The following is a 15,609-nucleotide window of genomic DNA, read 5'->3' as shown; positions in this document are numbered from 1 at the left end:
TCAATACTCAATTATTTTTGTTTTCATTTTCTTAAGCGGCTCAGGCTTAATATTCCCTTCAATCATGCCATTGTTCATGGCTAATGTTTTGTAGTAGTCCCAAGCATCTTGTACATGTACCACTTCAGGTTCATCCAACTGCCCTAGATCGCGTGCCAATTCATAATGAAAATTATGTTTAAGCAAACGGTCTAGTGCTTGAGCGGAGGGTTGTTTGTCTGTATTACCTTCACTGAGTAAAATATAGTGTGGCTTTTTAACCGAACATTGTTCGATACCCAAGATACTAATCGGCAAATAATCCGCTTGTTTAAACTCTGCAAGAACTTTAACTGCAGCATTGTGGTCGAGCTTTTCTCCGACCAAATCTACCGTCATTTTGCGACCTAAAAATTTGAAGCATGGCACTTGCTGATAAAAGTCTGTGACTTCTAATTCATCATCAATCACATAACGAATTAATCCTGAACCTGTCGTGATCACAGGACTAACGATATCGCCTATTTTCAGTTGCCAAGATGGCACCACTTTTTGGCTGTCCTGCAAAATAAATTCATAAAAATGTGACTGATAACTTAAGGTAAAACGGTTTGCAAATGGAATCGTCACTACGCCTTCAGTTGCCCATAAACCTTTACCTTCAAATGCCACACCTGCAATTCGTTGCTGGAGTTGTACTGCCCACTGCTCTGCGCTCGCTGTATCCCAACTCGAAACCAGACTGAGTTTAGGCCACAGTTTTTTCCACGCCGTTGCTTGGGTCAAATCCAAGTCTTGTAAGCGATAGCATTGTTGACAAGATTTAGGAACTTGCAGAAAACTCAATCCCTCACGTTGCCATTGACCAGTTTTTAAGACTTGCACAATTTCAGCTTGATGTTCTTGAATAATATCCAACAATTGCAAAGCAAATGTAGGACTCCATACCGAAATCATGCCTAAATGCTTATCTGCAACGAGATACACCGCAGTTGCAAACATGGCATCTTCGGCTGAACTTGCCATCGCAATTTCAGTCGGTACCGACTGGGTAATTTTACTCAGCACTCGCTTTGACAGATTAAGCAACGCACTATCATCATTCAAATTACTATTTTCTAAAAGCTTTCGCTGGCTTTCAGGCAACCATGAAACCGACCAATAATGCGTTGAATTCTTCAGTTGTGGATGAGTGCGATATAAATTGGTGAGCCATAACCCAATAGCTTCATCCAATTCATCTAAAAAAGCCTGAGTATAGGGAATGAATTTAATTGCTTCACTTGACCCACTGGTCGGTTGAAAACGGACAATTTTTTCAGGCCCCAAACAATTTTTGCCACTTTGTCTGGATTGTTCAATTTGGCTTTTCCAATTGCTATAACGCGATAGCGGATATTTTTTGGCAAATTGCTCATAGCTTAGATTTTGCGAAATGTGCTGCTTTAAAAAATGGCTTAATTTTTTACGTTGCACATTTTCCAGCTGATTTGCCTGCTGTGTATAGCGTTGAAATGCTTTACGGCAGGCAATATTCAAAACTTGATGTGCAGTGGTGAGAAGCAATCCCATTAGGCCACCTTCGAGTCTGAACCTGTCGCAATATGCAATGTACGAGACTTATAACGTAACTTGCTTTCATGTTTACTCACACTGGTGGTCTTGGTTAAGAATCGATTTACATAACGGTATAAATCGCTCCAACGTAATTCACCAATGCACGGAAGTTCAGTTCCATCGACCCACGTTGGGTTCTTGTCTTCAAAGAAAGCAATCTTGGTATTGTTTTCGCGCATCTCATGGGTGATTGGCGCAACATCTGCTTTGAGTGGCTGGTAGTCTTCGCCAAAATTCAGAAGACCTGTTTCATGGTTATAGTATTCTGAGAAATATTCTTTACAGTACGATTCGACAAAGTCTTTGAGATGGGCATTTTTCTCACCATAATGTGGATAGTAGCTGTAGTAGTTATTGGCTAAGAGCAGATAAGTTTTAAAGCCTTTAGAGATTAAAATCCAATATACAGGGGTTCTTGGATGACGAAATTTAAAACTAATAATATAACGGAACATTGCTCGAGTTAATGCACGATTCCCCCAATACTCTTTCTCAATAATGGTATCACCACTGAAAAAAGCATGTCGGGCTTTACCATCAACAATAAAGTCACGCTCCATAACCGTCGAGAATCCGACAATTTGATTATTTTTCGGTTCAATAATGAAAAAAACACCGGTTTTTTCTAAGAAGTCGCGTTCAAAAATTTCATAACGGGTATTGGCATAATACTTTTGGTAAATACCATACATGCGTTTGAGTTCTTGAACAGTGATGTCATCTGTACGTTTATATAAACTATAAGGTTCTTTTTTGATCTGCCTAAGCAGTTTAAATTCCATCATAATCATAATTTCCTGTTGCCATTCATTCATGATGAACGAGCGATATTGTTTTTGTTTTACAGAACACAGTCATCTCGTTGGATGTGTGCGGACGTCATATTAGTGGGTGAAAATGATGAAATGCAATGAACTTTACGTATTTAAACGAAAATTACGACAAGCGTAAAATTAAAAAACCCGGCCTAAACCGGGTTTCTGTTTTTACAACTGGATGTAGCAGATTTGTGCTTTTTAGTTGAGTTTTAACTTTTCAAAAGTTAGGTGATCACCTTCCGCTTGAACGACAATCGTATCGCCCGGTTGGAAAGCACCTGATAAGATTTTCTGTGCCAATGTATTTTCAACTTGTTGTTGGATAGCACGTTTCAGAGGACGTGCGCCATACACAGGGTCAAAACCAGCATCGATAAGTAATTCAAAGGCACTATCTTCAACCGCCAAACTCATATCTTTATCTGCCAAACGTGAACGTAAGCGATCCAACTGAATATCCGCAATGCCACGAATTTGCGCTTTTTGTAAAGAGTGGAAAACCACCAACTCATCAATACGGTTCACAAATTCAGGTCGGAAATGTTCAGATACCGCAGCCATAACCACAGCTCGAACTTCGTCTTTCGACGGGTTTTCACCTAATTCACGAACATCGGTTGAACCTAAGTTCGAGGTCATCACGATCACGGTGTTTTTGAAATCAATCACACGGCCTTGTGAGTCTGTTAATCGACCATCATCCAACACTTGAAGCAAGATGTTAAACACGTCTGGATGTGCTTTTTCAACCTCATCAAACAACACTACACTATAAGGTTTACGACGAACAGCCTCGGTTAACACACCACCTTCTTCATAACCCACATAGCCCGGAGGCGCACCTACTAAACGGCTCACAGAATGCTTTTCCATAAACTCTGACATGTCGATACGAATAATCGCATCATCACTGTCAAATAAGAAATTACCTAAAGCTTTGGTTAACTCAGTTTTACCTACACCTGTAGGCCCAAGGAATAAGAATGAACCGCTTGGGCGGTTTGGATCGGATAATCCTGCACGAGAACGACGCACCGCATTCGACACTGCTACGACAGCTTCATCTTGACCAACTACACGGTTATGTAAGAACTCCTCCATGTGTAAGAGTTTTTCACGTTCACCTTGCAGCATTTTCGCAACAGGAATACCTGTAGCCGCACTTACCACTTCAGCGATTTCATTTTCTGTGACTTTAGTACGAATCAATTTCGGTTCTTCGTTCACCTCGGCGACTTCTTCTTCATTCAAGCGTTTTTGCAACTCAGGAATAACACCATATTGCAAACGGCTCGCTTCTGCTAAATCACCTTCACGTTGTGCTTTTTCAAAGGCTGTACGTGCTTTATCTAACTCGATTTGAGCCTGATTCGTGCCGTCAACCAAACGTTTTTCCGCAATCCACACTTCTTCCAAATCGCTATATTCTTTTTGAACTTCAGCAATTTGTTTCTCTAGGTGCTCAACTTCAGCTTTTGAGACTGAATCTGCATCTTTTTTCACCGCTTCTAACTGCATTTTCAATTGAATTAGGCGACGATCTAAACGGTCTAATGGCTCAGGTTTTGAGTCAATTTCCATTTTGATACGTGATGCAGCTTCATCAATCAAATCAATGGCTTTGTCTGGCAACTGACGGTCTGTGATGTAACGATGCGACATTTTTGCCGCAGCAATAATCGCAGAATCTAAAATTTGCACACCATGATGGGTTGCATATTTGTCTTTTAGACCACGTAAAATCGCAATGGTATCTTCCACACTCGGTTCATCAACGATCACTTTTTGGAAACGACGCTCTAGAGCCGCATCTTTCTCGATATATTGGCGGTACTCATCTAAAGTGGTTGCACCTACACAGCGTAGCTCACCACGCGCTAATGCAGGTTTAAGCATATTCCCTGCATCCATTGCACCATCACCTTTACCTGCGCCAACAAGCGTATGTAATTCGTCAATGAAGAGAATGATCTCGCCATCATATTTGGCTAAATCTTTTAGAACGGCTTTAAGACGTTCTTCGAATTCACCACGGTATTTTGCACCTGCAAGCAATGAACCAAGGTCGAGTGAAAGTACACGTTTACCTTTCAGACTTTCAGGAACTTCGCCATTAACAATACGCTGTGCTAAGCCCTCAACGATTGCAGTTTTACCCACACCCGGCTCACCAATCAGTACGGGGTTGTTTTTACTACGACGTGATAAAACCTGGATGGTACGGCGAATCTCTTCGTCACGACCAATAACTGGATCTAACTTACCTTCTAATGCACGTGCATTGAGGTCTAAGGTATATTTGTTGAGTGAATCACGTTGATCTTCGTGGTTATTACTCATGACTTGTTCACCGCCTCGTATTTGTTCAATTGCATTGCGTAATTTATCTGTCGTTACGCCTACACTATTTAATAAGGTTTTGGTTTTACCCGTTTCAGCTAAACCTAGAATCACCCAATCTGTAGAAAGAAACTCATCTCCAGCTTTTTGAGCAAAACTGTCAGCTAAATTCAGCGCCTTGACTGCTTCAGGATTTAGGTTGATGTCCCCTGTCGGCGTAGCAATGGTGGCGGTATCCTGTAGGGCTTGCTGAAGCTTGGTTTTTAACTCAGGAAGATTAGCACCTGCCTGTTGTAACAAGTTTTGGTTCGACGGCTCTTCAAGCAATGTCGAAAGAATATGGATTCCTTCAATGGCTGTATGGTCTTTCCCCATTGCTAAAGATTGGGCATCGGATAATGCTTGCTGCAAACGGTTTGTGAATTTTTCGAATCGCATTCTTGTTATTCCTCACAACAAATTCTGTACTTGAAGCATATATGGGAGTCATATTTAAAATTTCAAATACATTTTTTAAATATTTTTCAATGAGTTAATTTTAAGATAAAGATAAATCTCAATTATAATATTGGTATAAATAGAATACTTTTCAAGTCATTTATTGAAGAATTTAGTACTTTATTATGTTGTTTAAATACATATGTATTTTTAGGCAATTTTCTTGTCAACTCAACTGACTTTCTGACAATAAAATTCAATGATTTTCCACTAGCTTAAATCACGTAAATGTCAAAAAAGCCCACATTTACATGCAGGCTTTTACATAATCCACTGAAAAGTCCAGCTTAAGGTGCAGGATTTGGCTGCTGGCGATGAATATCTTCAATCCCTTTTAAAATGTCTTCTGATAAATTCACATCAAAAGCATCAATATTTTCTTTCAACTGATCTAGATTCGTCGCACCAATAATTGTACTGGTGACAAAGAATTGCTGCTTAATAAATGCAAGTGCTAACTGTGTCAACGTTAAACCATGCTGTTCAGCCAATTGTGCATATTGTTCTGTTGCCCATTCACTCTCCGCATTTGAATAGCGGCTAAAGCGTGAAAATAGTGTCACTCGAGCATTGGCAGGACGTGCACCATGACGGAATTTACCTGTTAGATAACCAAATGCTAAAGGTGAATATGCCAATAAGCCCACGCCTTCGTAATGTGCAATTTCAGATAAACCGATTTCATAAGTACGATTCAACAAACTATATGGATTTTGCACACTGATAATTTTTTCTAAACCATGCTTTTCTGCAAGTTGTAGGAATTTCAACGTTCCCCATGGCGTTTCATTAGATAGTCCAATTGAGCGAATTCGACCTTTTTTCACCTCATGACTTAAAGCAACTAATGTTTCTTCTAAATTGGTAATAGTTTGCGTACTGTTTGCTTCGGCATTGCCATAACCCAATTTACCGAAAAAGTTGGTTGGACGTTGCGGCCAATGCAACTGGTATAAGTCAAGATAATCTGTTTGTAAGCGCTGAAGAGAATGATCCAGTGCAGACTCAATTTCCGAAGCAATAAATTTAGTTTGCCCGTCACGAATATGACTACCGCCTTGTGACGGCCCTGCAATTTTTGAAGCTAAGATTATTTTATCGCGGCCACCGCGAGCTGCAATCCAGTTACCTATAATAGTTTCAGTCGAACCTTGGGTTTCAGGTTTCGGCGGGACAGGATACATTTCTGCAGTATCCCAAAAGTTAAGACCATGCTCTAAAGCATAATCCAGTTGCTCGAAAGCTTCTGCTTGGGTGTTTTGTTCACCAAACGTCATGGTGCCTAAACAAATTTCTGGAACTAATATGCCTGTATGTGCCAATGGTTTAAATTGCATGCCGCAAATTCCCTCTTTATTTTAAATATCAATATATAAGTCACGAAGTAGCTTACATAAGATATCGGCTTTGTTTAAATCATAATTTTCTGTTTATTTGTCAAAAAATGTGAGAAAGGTTGCTTCCGCTATAATAGTGAGAAATGAATGGACATAAAAAAAGCAAACCCCTGAGTTTGCTTTTTTTAGATTCGGAAGACTGATTATTCTTCGTCGTCGAAATCGTCAGAAGCCAATTGGCTTTTCTCTTCAAGCGATGCATCAAAAATTAGAATCGCTTTACCATCAGTTTCGATCATGCCTTGCTCTTCAAGTGTTTTTAAAACACGACCAACCATTTCACGGGAACAACCCACGATACGACCAATCTCTTGACGAGTAATACGAATCTGACGACCATTCGGCAAAATCATTGCCTCTGGTTGTGAAGATAAATCAATTAAGCAACGTGCAATACGACCTGACACGTCGATAAACGCAAGGTCAGTTACTTTACGCGTCGTATTTTTAAGACGGCGTACAAGCTGTGCAAATACCGCATAACTTAAGTCTGGGTATTGTTTACTTAATTCATGAAAGTTTTCATAGGTAATCTCAGCAATTTCACATACATCACGCGTACGCACTTCTGCAGTACGCTGTGCATTTGCTTCGAATAGACCCATTTCCCCAAAAAAGTCACCCGCATTTAAGTACGCAACCACAATTTCACGCTCATCATCTTCGCGTAAAATGATAGATACTGAACCCTTAAGAATTAAATACAAAGATTTAGATTCTGAGCCCGCATCAATGATTGTTGTACGTTTTGGGTAACGATTAATATATGCACGTTTTAATAATGCCTTCACCGACTCAGGTAACTGCCCCGGAGATAGCGCATCTGTGCTAAGTTGTGAAAAGTTTGAAGTCATGCTAACAGTTTCCGAATATGGATAATTTATAGATCGCACAAGACCTAAAGTGAACTTGTCACACGTAAGAGTTGAAATTCCTTATCAACTCAATTTATGTTAGTGTACAGGTACTGCGTAAATTTATAGCTTTTTTTAGGGACTTGCAATGCAAACTAGTGTTCATTGGCTAGAGAATGTTGCTTTTGAAGCAAAAACTCAAAGTGGTCACACTGTTATGATGGATGGATCACAAGAATATGGCGGTGAAAACCGTGGTCCGCGCCCAATGGAACTGATTTTAACAGGACTTGGTGGTTGTGCATCTTTCGATATTGTGACGATTTTAAAGAAAGCACGCCAAGACATTACTGATGTTCGTTGTGAATTAAATGCAGAACGTGCCGACACTATTCCTGCTGTATTCACTAAAATTCATTTGCACTTTGTAGTCACTGGTCATGGCGTGAAGGAAAAGCAAGTTGCAAAAGCGGTTGAACTTTCTGCTGAAAAATACTGTTCTGCGAGCAAAATGCTAATGGATGGTGGTGTAGAAATTACCCATGACTTCGAAATTTTAGAAACTGAAGATGCATAATTTATTTGCTCAATTAAAAGCCGCATAGAATGCGGCTTTTTTGTTTCAAATAATCCGCTATAGCACTCATTTTATAAAACACTACGGCTTTGTTGCACAAATATTTAAAAATTAAATCTCCCATACCTACTCATATTTAAGTGACAACTTGGGTATGAGGGCGACCTAATCCTGTGAATTTATTTAAGACATCTACACGTGCATGAATCTCATTCACTTGACTATTAAAATTCCTTGAACAGAGTTTATCGCCTAGTAATTTAATGCAATGCATCTTGGTTTCAACCAGACTTCGCCGATGATAGCCTGACCATTTTTTCCAGAGTGTTCTGCCTGAGAAGCACTGCTTCGCAAGATTAACCGTTTGAAGGAGTTCATTTCGCTCTCATGAATGAGCTTTTATATCTTTACAGGGCTTTGCATTTTTTCTTGGAGGAATCACCGCATGCGCTTGCCGATCTGCAATGACCTGACGACATTGTTTGGTGTCATAAGCGCCATCCGTATAAACAGAGTCAATCTGCTCATCTAAAGGGATCTGAGCAAGTAAATCTTCCAGTACCTAGGAATCACTGACATTATCTGCGGTGAGTTGTACAGCACGTATTTGAATAGTTTCAACACCGATACCAATATGAAGCTTACGCCATTGGCGACGATATTCAGGTCCATGTTTCTTACGCTTCCATTCACCTTCACCTAAAAACTTTAGGCAAGTAGAGTCTACGAGTAGATGGAGACAACCACTACTTTTTTGATAGCCAATTGCAATATCGATATGCCTTTGTCTTCTGCACAGTGTGGAATACGAATATCACTGATATTCGGGGCTGTCCAATCTAATCCACAAAGCTTAATCAGACTTTGGATGAAGCCTGTGACCATTCGCAAAGACAATTTAAATAAAGATTTGATCATTAAGCAGCATTGAATATCCGTATCGAAATAAGTTTGATTTCGATCTTGCTTGCCTTGTGATTGTGCATACCACTGGGTCTTTGGATCGAACCAAATAGCAATATTCCCACGATTAATAAGTGTGCAATTGTATGTAGACCAATTTAGAGTACGGTAAATTTTAGGTGCAGGCTTATTCGTTTGAAAATAATATTGTGAAATAAGCCCTCCAAAACAAATAAATTAAAGTGTTAAGTGATCTACATTCATTTGAGTAAGAACTCTTTTCTTATTTTCAAATTCCTCTAAAAAGAAATCTATATTAGTAATATCTAAATGCTGAATGTCACTAAAATCATATTTCCACCATTCTGTTTTTAAAATCCGCTCTATAGTCTCTTGGTCAAAACGGTATTTTAAAATTTTTGCTGGATTCCCCCCTACAATTGCATATGCAGGAATATCTTTCGTCACTACTGAATCAGCCGCAATTACAGCTCCAGTTCCAATACATAGATTTGCTTTTAATGTTACTCTTGAACCAATCCAAACGTCATGTCCAATAGTTAATCTATTATAATGAATATGAGGTAACTTTCTCGCATTTTGTAATTTTTGCTGATCATCAAGATATTTTTGATAAATAATAAAGTTTCTATCATAAGTTGTTGCAGAGGTCGTTAGCCATTCATAAGGATGTCTTAATCCCATCACTTTGATATCTGTTGCTATAGAACAATATCTCCCTACTTTAGTCGTGATAGGTAAAGTAGACCAACTATAAGAAAAAGCTCCCATTTCCCAGATATTTCTACCCACTAAAAATGCACAATATGGCTCAATTACAATGCCTTCTTGATAACTAATTTCATCATCTTCTTTGAAACGCTCTATACCACTTCTGGTGAAGAAAATATTATGCTTCTGTAAGTCATTTTTTATTTCAATAAATTTTTTTTTCAAAAGATCTACTCTACAAAATAGTTTAAATAAGCCACGTAACCTAACAAATTATGCTCATGTTCATCAATACGATAGTGAAAGTGATCATGACATACATAAAATTAATTTAGAATTTTCTCAGGTTTAGACATATACGTTGCAAATCCAGGATAAAAATATCCAGTAACACATTGAAATTCTACTCGACTTTCGTTCAGGTTTTTAATTCATCAGATTTTGCTTATTCATATAAATCATCAAAGCCCTGTTTTTTTTAACGGATCACCATTTTATAAGCTGCCATCATCATTTCTAAAAATATTGCGTAGGCTGTATTATGTTTTTCAATATACTTTATATATCTTAAATAATCATTTAAACCAAATTGAAAATATTTTTTCAGAACAAACCTTGGTTAACTCATTAGAGCTGTGTTGCATAAACCTATCGTTAAAAAACTTATTTAGCAAATTCAACTATCTCAAATTAACGGTGAGCTCTTTTAACCAATCAAGTAAGTGGCGCACCGCAGACCGCATGCCTTTTTGACCTAAATGAACAGCGCGAATAATGCTTTTTCTGGGAATAAGCTCGGATTCTATGTGAATTATACGGCCTAGGGCGATAACATTTTCTACATAGATATACGGGATCAAAACGAGCCCCAATCCATCTAGGGCTGCATTTCTCATCATCGTGATATCATCAACAATCAAGCGCGGTTTGAATTTTATATCTACACTTTGATTTTCAGCATTCATAAACTGCCAATGTGTAAAACCCTCCACACCTTTCCATGTAATGGCGGGTATGTTTTCTAAAGTATCCAAAAGCAATTGAAATAACCAATACTTTTTTTCGGCCTATGCGGTCCCCTAATCGACCACCAATTAGACCACCGGGCAATAATCCTAAAATTGCAACACTAAAAAATAAGCCTAGGCTCGATTTATCTAAGTCAAAATGTGCGCTGACACCCGAAGCAGCAACACCTGCAGACTGTAAATCAAGGCGATTTGAAAGCAGATTAAAATCGTCATCACAGCATTACGCTGTGTATTTTGTTATTATTCCGTACAAAGTGCCCTTTTTGTTTTGCGTTCCTAGCAAAAAAAACTAATTTAATATGAACATATTGTCAAGCATACTTGACGTTTTAAAAATTAGAAAAAAGGCATAGATAAAAATGGAAAAAAATCATATTGCTTATATTGAGAGCTCATTTTTAACCATGTATTAGCCGCGAAATCTCTCAGAACTTTGCTTCGATCTCGTCTCGAATGGATCGAAGACCAATTAATGAAAAATGCAGAAAAAATGGTTATGGCTACGTAACACCATCGATGGCGAGGCTTTATAGTTATCTTGGCGAAACACCTGTGCCAATGTCTGAATTGGCATGTCGCTTAATAATTTCCCGCCAAGCGGTACATCAGTTAGTCGCTGAAGGTCTTAATTCTCAGTTCTTAGAAGTTATTGATAGTCCAAATGACAAACGCATCAAAATGGTTAAGTTTTCGACGAACGGAAAAGAAATGTCGGATATTGCATTGGCAGAAATTCATCAAGCTGAGCAAGAACTCGCAAAACATTTGGGAAAGGACAACGTTAAACAGCTAAGACGTATATTGGAATTAGATTGGCCAGAGAGTTAATACTGAAAGTACAAGCTATACATTAATAACTTGTTTTATATAAAAAATTATTAAATTCTGACTTTCACCAATAGATTTTTGAAATAGGTTGAACTTAACAACAGGCAGGCACCATGTGTGATGGTCAAAACATAAGAGAGATAATAACGCAGGCTAATCGCACAATTGCGAGAAATTAAATAGTCGACCGCAATATCCTTAACCTCGACTATTCTTTTTTCTCGAACTTCGTACAGTTTTTCAAACTTATTTTTTATTCCTCTTTCCTGACTGGTAATTCGCTCTTCAATACTATGCAGTAATACCGTTCGATTTGAATTCATCAAATGATAGAGCATGAACTGTCTAATTCCCTCTTGCACATCCGTTTTAATTTTTTGAGCGATTTCCAAGAGTCGCTTTTCATTCAAAATGAGCAATTCGAGATGTAGCTGATTTTTACATTTAAAATATTTACAAATGATGCCCTTCGCAATGTCTAATTCTTCTGCTAATTCCCCTACAATAATATCCTGATTATTTTCGAGCAGCAGCTGTTCGGCCACGTGTAAAATTTTCTATTCTAGCAAAAAATATCTTTTGGTGGCGGTTGACGGTCATAAGATTTCCACAACATAATTGATGTATAACATACAAAAAATTTAAAAAAATCCAAAAATTAATATGTTATAAAGTGTGTGTAGAAAATTAGAGTCTGTTAGAACACTTCTTTTGTCAAGTATACTTGATTATATTTAGTTTACTAATACTATAGGTAATTCTGGAAAATTTTCAATAAACCACTTAAATTACAATATCTTATAGCTTTTTCTTAAAAATTAAAAAGGTGAGTTATCCCCCCCCAATCCATCCAAATTTAAGTGACAACTTGGGGAACGTTTAGTTTCTGAATGTTTGTGCAACAAAGCCTTTACAAACATGTACTTCTCATAACAAATAATATTTGTTCACATAAAATAAAAAAGAGGATCCGAAGATCCTCTTTTTTATTTAGTTATTTAGAATAATAGTTGACCATTATTAATCAGTTGATCTAGCAAATCATCTGTCTTCGTTACACCTTGTAGAACCAACAGTTCTGTTGGGTTATAAGTCATATCTGTTACAGATCCATCACGATCAATTGAAAGAATAGTATTGCCATTACCATCATCTTTCAAACTAATATAATCTTTAATATCAGTACTATTACCTGAAATTAACTCTCTTACATCAATCTTATCTGCATCAACATCAGTTTCAACATCTCCGACATGGAAATCAGACCAAGTATCTTTACCATTGCCACCAGTTGCATCTGCTTCATCCAGTAATTTAAAGATCACTGAATCCTGTCCATCGCTACCACTTATTACATCATCATATTTTGAGCCAGTCATATTTTTACCGACATTAATCACTAACTCTGCTGACTGTGAAGTACCATGGATAGAATTCAAAATATATTCGAACCTCTCTACACCATAGGAATCACCTGATGCCTCATAGCTATATGTACCATCTTCTTTGACAGTTAAAACACCATGTTGACCTTGTAATACTATTGAAGTATTTGCCGCATGTTCATACTGACCGTACTTATCAAACGCTAATGTTTGCCCTTGAATTTTCAGACTCGCAATTTGGTTTTCATAGTAAATGTCATTTGCTAATAAATCACCTTCTGCAAGCACAAGATTAGATTCTTGCGCACTAAACCCATCTAGCGTTGTTACTGTTCCTGTCAAATCTAATTTAACATTAACTTGCCACGACAAACTATTATCAACAGTCACATCAATTCTATACTTACCTTCAGTTAATGATGGTAAAGCTATAGTATTTTGAATACTGTCTATTGAAGTATTTAGAATTTCTATAACTTGACCAGTAACTAAATTCGTTAGCGTAATTAAATACTGATCTGCTTTTGAACTAGTTGCAAATTGATCAAATGCATAAGCTAATTGCAAATCAAGAATTTGATTTTTCCCAACGGTAATTTCATGGCTGAATTCTTTAACACTTGAAGAGTTTGCAGTTCTCTCATCAACATGCCAACCAGTATAATCTTCGATATTATCTAAGCCAAATTTAGCATTATCTTGATCATCTTTCGCTTCTACAATATCAAGTTGAATATTTAAGGTGCCTGTAGCCAATTTACCAGTTACTGGATCTTTAATACTATATGAGAAGGTATCAATATCACCAAAATTTGCAGCAGTATTTTGATCTACAATGTATTGATATGTACCATCGGCATTAATATGCAATGTTCCATATTTACCTTGTATCGGCGTACCATCTACTGGTTGATCATTCACACTACGCATTTCAAAGTTTGCATAGTCACCCGTTGTTAGATCTCCTTGCAACTGTTGCTGAGTCGACGTTTGGGTATGGTCATATAAAATGTCAGTATCTGCTTTTAATACAATAGTGGGCAATACTGAAATACCGGCTGTCACACTCATGGTCACTGCTTTATAAGTGCCTTCCGTAAATAGTACATCTACGTTTTCTGTAGACACGCCTGCACCAATCACCACTCCAACTACGGTATACCAATTTTCTTTGAATGCATATAATTCCCAGTTCTGATTGGTTTCGTTGTATTTGTAAATTGCTAGACTGACTGGGGTCGCACCTAATGCAACAGGCGCACCACCACTTGAAGAGAAACTGATCTCTCGTGTGTGACCTTCAGCAACATTGATGGTCATACCACTTTCAATCGTAGCAACTTTAATATCTGCAATACCTAAACCAATACTAGCAACATTGACTTGACTTGAGTCCTGTAGCTTTTCTGTTGGAGTAATAACCGATTGAACATCCAAAGTTAAATGTTGTACAACAGGATCTATCACCGAAACTTCTTTGTTTAATGAAATATTCAAGTTGGCACTTGAGGTTTCTCCTGTCACAGTGTCTTTCAATGTATAACTGAATTGCTCAACCGAACCGAATGGCGGTTTAGCACCTACATTTAAAGTATAAGTATATTGACCGTTTGGCTCTATCGTTAAAGCACCATATTCACCTTGGATTACTGTCGGTTGCAACTGATCAATAGGATAGATTTCTGTACCCACAGTAACAGACTCAATAATGACATTTTGACCAAAAATATCTTGTCCATTTTCTGAACCTACTAAGTCATTCTGATTATTAATATCGGTCAAAATATTTCCAGATACCGAACCAGATACTGCAGTTACTGTTGAGTAATCATATACTTGATCATCAGTAATTTCTAAACCTGAACCCGAAAGTACGCCTACACCATTTGTTTTAGCAAGGTAAACTTTATAGTTTCCTGGTTCATCAAGACGGATATCTCCAGTCTTTATATAACCAAGCAATGGAATTGTGAACCAATCTTTATGGTATTGAACTACATTCCAGTTCCCCCATTCATCTTCTTTCAATATCACTAAATCATGTGTTTCACCGATAGAAATACCACCACCATCAGCTTTTAAGGTCAAATCTCGTACCTGATCATTACCAACACTGACATCAATATATGATCCAAATGCTAAAGCACTAACGTTTGCAACACCTCCCAGTCCGATACTCGCGACACCAAAGCTCGTCGCTTTTTGACCTACTAAGCTTTCACCGTCTCCTAGTTGAACTCTTGTAGGAGTGATATCAAGTTTCAGTTGAACGTCATTATCTACTGCTAATAGATCTGAACTATCGCTGTCGGCATCCGCATCCGCATCTGCATCCGCATCGGCATCTGCATCCGCGTCGGCATCCGCATCCGCATCTGCATCAGCATCTGCATCAGCATCCGCATCCGCATCGGCATCGGCATCAGCATCGGCATCAGCATCGGCATCTGCATCTGCATCTGCATCAGCGTCGGCATCAGCATCCGCATCGGCATCAGCATCAGCATCTGCATCCGCATCCGCATCAGCATCAGCATCTGCATCCGCATCGGCATCTGCATCCGCGTCGGCATCTGCATCGGCATCCGCATCGGCATCTGCATCCGCGTCGGCATCCGCATCGGCATCCGCGTCGGCATCGGCATCCGCA

General features: G+C 38.3%; 10 protein-coding genes and 3 pseudogenes. 2 read left to right on the top strand and 11 right to left on the bottom strand.

What is annotated here, in order from left to right; all coding sequences use genetic code 11:
- The 5 genes from M5F03_RS12775 to crp all read right to left on the bottom strand — a co-directional run bounded on the left by M5F03_RS12775 (position 1) and on the right by crp (position 7,503).
- Positions 1-1,551, bottom strand: coding sequence for a GH3 family acyl-acid amido synthetase (locus tag M5F03_RS12775; protein WP_249708506.1), 1,551 nt, complete (start codon positions 1,549-1,551; stop codon positions 1-3).
- Positions 1,551-2,387, bottom strand: a complete 837-nt coding sequence (locus M5F03_RS12770) for a hypothetical protein (protein WP_306423179.1) — start codon at positions 2,385-2,387, stop codon at positions 1,551-1,553. The genes M5F03_RS12775 and M5F03_RS12770 overlap by 1 nt, the downstream gene beginning before the upstream one ends.
- A 225-nt stretch (positions 2,388-2,612) precedes the next feature.
- A complete protein-coding gene (clpB, locus tag M5F03_RS12765) occupies positions 2,613-5,192 on the bottom strand; it encodes an ATP-dependent chaperone ClpB (RefSeq protein ID WP_180023472.1) in 2,580 nt (859 codons plus the stop codon).
- A 347-nt stretch (positions 5,193-5,539) separates the two neighbouring features.
- Complete coding sequence (locus tag M5F03_RS12760; RefSeq protein WP_249708505.1) at positions 5,540-6,589, bottom strand: NADP(H)-dependent aldo-keto reductase; 1,050 nt, start codon at positions 6,587-6,589, stop codon at positions 5,540-5,542.
- A 203-nt stretch (positions 6,590-6,792) separates the two neighbouring features.
- The gene (gene crp / locus M5F03_RS12755; RefSeq protein ID WP_078191819.1) at positions 6,793-7,503 is read right to left on the bottom strand and encodes a cAMP-activated global transcriptional regulator CRP; all 711 of its coding nucleotides are present in this window, start codon (positions 7,501-7,503) and stop codon (positions 6,793-6,795) included.
- Positions 7,504-7,651: 148 nt separating this feature from the next.
- Here crp and M5F03_RS12750 point away from each other — a divergent pair, with 148 nt between their 5' ends.
- Positions 7,652-8,080, top strand: coding sequence for an OsmC family protein (locus M5F03_RS12750; RefSeq protein WP_078191820.1), 429 nt, complete (start codon positions 7,652-7,654; stop codon positions 8,078-8,080).
- A gap of 136 nt (positions 8,081-8,216) precedes the next feature.
- Here the strand turns inward: M5F03_RS12750 and M5F03_RS12745 are convergent.
- The 4 genes and pseudogenes from M5F03_RS12745 to M5F03_RS12730 all read right to left on the bottom strand — a co-directional run.
- Positions 8,217-9,199, bottom strand: a pseudogene (locus tag M5F03_RS12745) (IS5 family transposase).
- A gap of 21 nt (positions 9,200-9,220) precedes the next feature.
- Positions 9,221-9,940, bottom strand: coding sequence for a CatB-related O-acetyltransferase (locus M5F03_RS12740; RefSeq protein WP_249708504.1), 720 nt, complete (start codon positions 9,938-9,940; stop codon positions 9,221-9,223).
- A gap of 455 nt (positions 9,941-10,395) precedes the next feature.
- Positions 10,396-10,749 carry a LysR substrate-binding domain-containing protein gene (locus M5F03_RS12735; protein WP_180172172.1) on the bottom strand — a complete coding sequence of 118 codons (354 nt, stop codon included), beginning with the start codon at positions 10,747-10,749 and terminating at the stop codon, positions 10,396-10,398.
- A 1-nt stretch (position 10,750) separates the two neighbouring features.
- A pseudogene (locus M5F03_RS12730) lies at positions 10,751-10,959 on the bottom strand (MFS transporter); the annotation flags it as partial.
- A 240-nt stretch (positions 10,960-11,199) separates the two neighbouring features.
- On the opposite strand from M5F03_RS12730, the gene M5F03_RS12725 reads away from it, so the two are divergent.
- Positions 11,200-11,574, top strand: coding sequence for a MarR family winged helix-turn-helix transcriptional regulator (locus M5F03_RS12725; protein WP_218951578.1), 375 nt, complete (start codon positions 11,200-11,202; stop codon positions 11,572-11,574).
- Positions 11,575-11,589: 15 nt separating this feature from the next.
- Here M5F03_RS12725 and M5F03_RS12720 read toward each other — a convergent pair.
- Together M5F03_RS12720 and M5F03_RS12715 are read right to left on the bottom strand one after the other, a co-directional pair.
- Positions 11,590-12,128: pseudogene (locus M5F03_RS12720) on the bottom strand (TetR/AcrR family transcriptional regulator).
- A gap of 444 nt (positions 12,129-12,572) precedes the next feature.
- On the bottom strand, positions 12,573-15,609 hold a 3,037-nt coding region (locus tag M5F03_RS12715), incomplete at its 5' end, for a type I secretion C-terminal target domain-containing protein (protein WP_249708503.1).

The sequence above is a fragment of the Acinetobacter amyesii genome, assembly GCF_023499985.1.
Lineage (GTDB): Bacteria > Pseudomonadota > Gammaproteobacteria > Pseudomonadales > Moraxellaceae > Acinetobacter > Acinetobacter amyesii.
Note: the sequence above shows the minus strand (reverse complement) of the source record. Positions and strands in the feature narration are given on the sequence as shown.